Below are 2,528 nucleotides of genomic sequence, written 5' to 3' on the forward strand. Positions count from 1 at the left end.
ATCACGAGTAGAATCGTGCATTTGTTCGAGTTGCAGTTTCTGCTGAGGAGTCAGTGTAATTTTCATGGTTCGTAGCATGATCCTGATTCTAAAGAAAATCAAGCATTTTCAATGATCAGGGGTATATCAATGTACTGAGTGTGGTAATGGAACCGTGCAGTGCCGATATTGCTCACATATGGCAAAAGGCACACCAAGCGAGGAAACACTGCAACAAATAAAAGAATCACGTCAATATGATGAAAATGAGAATCAAGCTTTACAAGCCTTAGGGAAAGTTACCAGTAAATTCGCCTTCATTGATCAAACATGGAACAATGAACTTTGTGCCGAACATGACGGTACTATAGCCTCTTTCAAATCGCTTACAAAAAAGTTAAATGACATTAGTGACTATGAATCTATCTTCATTCGTGAACAGATGAACTTAGCAAAACCAGCTAAACACGCGGCTTATGCTGGTGTTGGTATAATTGGAATTGGGGCAACACTGGTAACAGGTGGTGGGGCAGGTGCGGTTGCTGCGGCGTTAGGCAATGCAGGGCTACTTGGCGCAGCAGGCACTGGTACAGCGATAGCGGGTCTAAATGGAGCTGCTTTGACAGGTGCATCTCTTGCTGCTATAGGCGGTTCTGTAGCAGCTGGTACCACGATTATTACCGCTAGTGGTAGTGCACTTGGTGGTGTTTTAGCAAATAAGTTTCATGGTGATGACGATAGTTTTGCCATTAGACAGCTAAAATCTATACCTAATTCTGAAGAGCAAACTATTTTCATCAATGGTTTTACTCAAAAAAATGAAGCTGATTTTTACGACTGGCAAACGGAGCATCTCTTTGCAGGCTTCAAGCATTCAACCTACGGGGTCAACTGGGATGCCAAAAGTAATGCTCGATTAGGTGCGGCATTTTCTGAGGGTGCTACAAAAAAAGCTGCCCTTTCTATGCTTGCAGCGATCAGCAAGCGAGGTGGGGTTCAAGCGGCGAAGCAACTTAGTCCTCTTGGTTGGGTAACTTTAATGAGTGATCTCGTTTCAAACCCATGGCATTCAGCAATGATGCGTGCTGCTCAAGCTGGCGCGCAACTTGCAGATTGTATCTCTAGAACAGAAGGGCAGAAATTTAATTTAGTCGGACATTCTCTGGGCTGTCGTGTCATTTTTTATACTTTGATGGCTCTTGGTACTAAATCAAATAAATACATTAACGATGTTGTTTTGCTTGGAGGTGCAGTAGGTAAAGATGATAAAGAAAGTTGGTTAAATGCTTTATCAACCATTGATGGCCGCTTGTATAATTGTTACAGCAAGCAAGACATGATTTTAAAACGCTTATATGAGTGTGTGAATGCTAAGCTGTCTGAACCCATTGGTTATTATCCAATTCCCATTGAGGATGAGCGTTTGGTGAATATTGATTGCACTGACATTGTTGATTCCCACATGACATGGAAAAAGAACTTCTCCACAGTTCTTGGTTTAATCGAAGAACACAAACCAATGCTCAGCGCTAAACATACTAATATTAATCGAAAAGTTAGCGTTTTGCTAAACTAGTAAAAACATTTAGATGCTTGTGTCGACTTAGGAGTCAGCTAGGTTAAGGCTGACTCATTTTGTAAACCTCCCCTAATTAGTTGCGCCCATAATTAGAGGTTTCGGTTTGTTCATTCTTCATTAAATATTCCCATGGTGTCAGATCGTTGAGGGCATCATGGGGACGTTCTTCGTTGTATTCTCGTATCCAGTTTTCTGTTAGCTCACGCACTTCATTCAAGGTTCTGAACACATACATATCGAGGATCTCTGTGCGATACGTACGGTTAAATCGTTCGACATAGGAGTTCTGAGTCGGTTTGCCTGGCTGGATAAATTCCAGCTTGATATCATGCTCCTCAGCCCAAGTCGCAAGCGTCACAGAGATGAACTCTGGGCCATTATCCATTCGCAACTTTTCTGGATAACCTCGCCATGCAATGATTCGTTCAAGCACTCGAACCACTCGTTGCGCAGGGAGGCTTAAATCCACTTCGATAGCGAGTGCTTCACGATTGAAGTCATCCACTACGTTGAAGGTTCTAAATCGACGTCCGCACTGTAAGCTGTCACTCATAAAGTCAATCGACCAACACTGGTTAGCTACCATAGGCACATTAAGCGGCTCAGGCGAACGAGTTGGTAAGCGTTTTTTCGCTTTACGACGCCTATTGAGTTTGAGTTCGCAGTAAATCCGATATATCCGTTTATGATTCCAGCCATGTCCCCAGCGACGAAGTATTTTGAGCAATTTGCTAAAACCGTAGGCTGGATAACGCTCAACCGCCTTTTGCAGTTCAACAATCACTTCATGATCGTTATTCGCTTTAGGCTGGTATCGATAAACCGAATCACTAATGCCAACTGCGCGACAAGCAAGACGTAAACTGGCATTGTGCCGTTGTCTGGCATACTCAACCAGTTCGCGTCTTATCGCTGGCTTTACAGCTTTTTTTCTACGATGTCCTTGAGAATTCGATGCTCTAAGCTCAAC

1 protein-coding gene and 1 pseudogene are annotated in these 2,528 nt (G+C 43.1%); one reads left to right on the forward strand and one right to left on the reverse strand.

From position 1 onward, the window contains the following. Positions 1 to 178 precede the first annotated feature (178 nt). Positions 179 to 1,555, forward strand: a complete 1,377-nt coding sequence (locus DA100_RS08045) for a DUF726 domain-containing protein (protein ID WP_138971703.1) — start codon at positions 179 to 181, stop codon at positions 1,553 to 1,555. A gap of 76 nt (positions 1,556 to 1,631) precedes the next feature. On the opposite strand, the pseudogene DA100_RS08050 reads toward DA100_RS08045, so the two are convergent. After that, a pseudogene (locus tag DA100_RS08050) lies at positions 1,632 to 2,528 on the reverse strand (IS3 family transposase); the annotation flags it as partial.

Origin of the sequence: Vibrio sp. Hep-1b-8 (assembly GCF_006124995.1) — a bacterium.
In the GTDB taxonomy this organism is placed as follows: Bacteria; Pseudomonadota; Gammaproteobacteria; order Enterobacterales; family Vibrionaceae; genus Vibrio.

What these genes read in the sequence shown, in the direction of transcription:
- DA100_RS08045 (WP_138971703.1), top strand. Translation starts at nt 179, where the DNA reads ATGGCAAAAGGCACACCAAGCGAGGAAACACTGCAACAAATAAAAGAA.